The sequence below is a fragment of the Bradyrhizobium sp. Gha genome (assembly GCF_900113735.1).
GTDB lineage: Bacteria > Pseudomonadota > Alphaproteobacteria > Rhizobiales > Xanthobacteraceae > Bradyrhizobium.
This window is the reverse complement of the sequence record NZ_FOQM01000093.1, coordinates 1-1,107: the sequence shown is the minus strand read 5'-3', so window position 1 is coordinate 1,107 and position 1,107 is coordinate 1. Positions and strand designations below refer to the sequence as shown.

Sequence of the window (1,107 nt, the reverse complement as noted above, 5' to 3'; positions counted from 1 at the left end):
TAAGACCGCAAAACTCTAGTTCTGGGTGGTCCAAAGTTCGGTCGAGCTACAAAAACCCCGAGACTCTAACTGCTGCTGGATGAAAATTCAGTGGCAGGTCAACACCTTCAACGGGCAGGAGGGCGCAATGTACGTTTCGGTAGACATCAATTTCACGAGCAGTTACTGGGGCGGGCGCGATGACAAAGTCGATTTCTGGAGTAACTTTGAATCGAAGCGGCTAGGTAGAGATGATTTCGATGGCGAACATCACGAAGGCGATCCCAGGCTTGCCGACAAGTACGAGAGAACCTTTAGAGCCGCGTTCCCAAAAATTCTTGAGAATTTGGTCAATGAGGAAATTGCGAAGGCATTTGGATCGCGAACAGAGGACCAAGACCAAAGAAGCAGAATTGTACTACCCACAATCAGGTTAAGACTTGTTACAATTGAATATAGCTCAATAAAGCCGATTCTTGATGTTATCGGTATGGAGAACAGCGATCTCCGCGACTTCGTACTTCTATCTCTCAACATCTACGCTCCTCAGGCATTCAATATGGCGATGAATTCGAATGTTGGCTTGAGAGCATCAGCATCTGCATTGGGCGATGTGCCGCCAGTCCCAGTCGAACCAAAGAGCCCTTCATCCTTATCCAATCGCTCTAACGACTTGGCCAGCCGGGCATGGATGATTGCTAATGCTTCGCTGGTCGTTCCAGTGTTGTTGGCACTACTCGTGCTCTATTTTGCTTTTAAGGACGTTTCATCTGAGGCTACAGACCTGAAGACGGAACGGGCAAAAATCGTCGAAGCGGTCACAGATCAGAATAAGGCCATCTCAAATGCGATTGTTGACTTGTCAAAGCAAGCGGCTACGAACAGCAAGGCACTTCAAGACGCCTTGATTGCTATTTTTCAAGATAAGACTAATGGTCCGAAGCCAGTCAAACCGTAAAGCGGAGTCAGAATTTCATCTCGGGGGCTAATGTGTCTAAGCGTTGACTTTTTCAAATGATTGGACTGCGTTCCAGCCACTGAATTTTCATCCAGCAGCAGTTAGAGTCTCGGGGTTTTTGTAGCTCGACCGAACTTTGGACCACCCAGAACTAGAGTTTTGCGGTCTTA

1 protein-coding gene is annotated in these 1,107 nt (G+C 47.6%); it reads left to right on the top strand.

Translation table 11 applies throughout. The annotated features are described in order from the left end of the window. The first annotated feature begins 127 nt into the window (after positions 1-127). Complete coding sequence (locus tag BM222_RS39690) at positions 128-937, top strand: hypothetical protein (protein ID WP_143106216.1); 810 nt, start codon at positions 128-130, stop codon at positions 935-937. The last annotated feature ends 170 nt before the right edge of the window (positions 938-1,107 follow it).

Bases quoted from the DNA above. Each gene is read 5' to 3' on its own strand.
- BM222_RS39690 (WP_143106216.1), top strand. From the start codon at position 128: ATGTACGTTTCGGTAGACATCAATTTCACGAGCAGTTACTGGGGCGGG.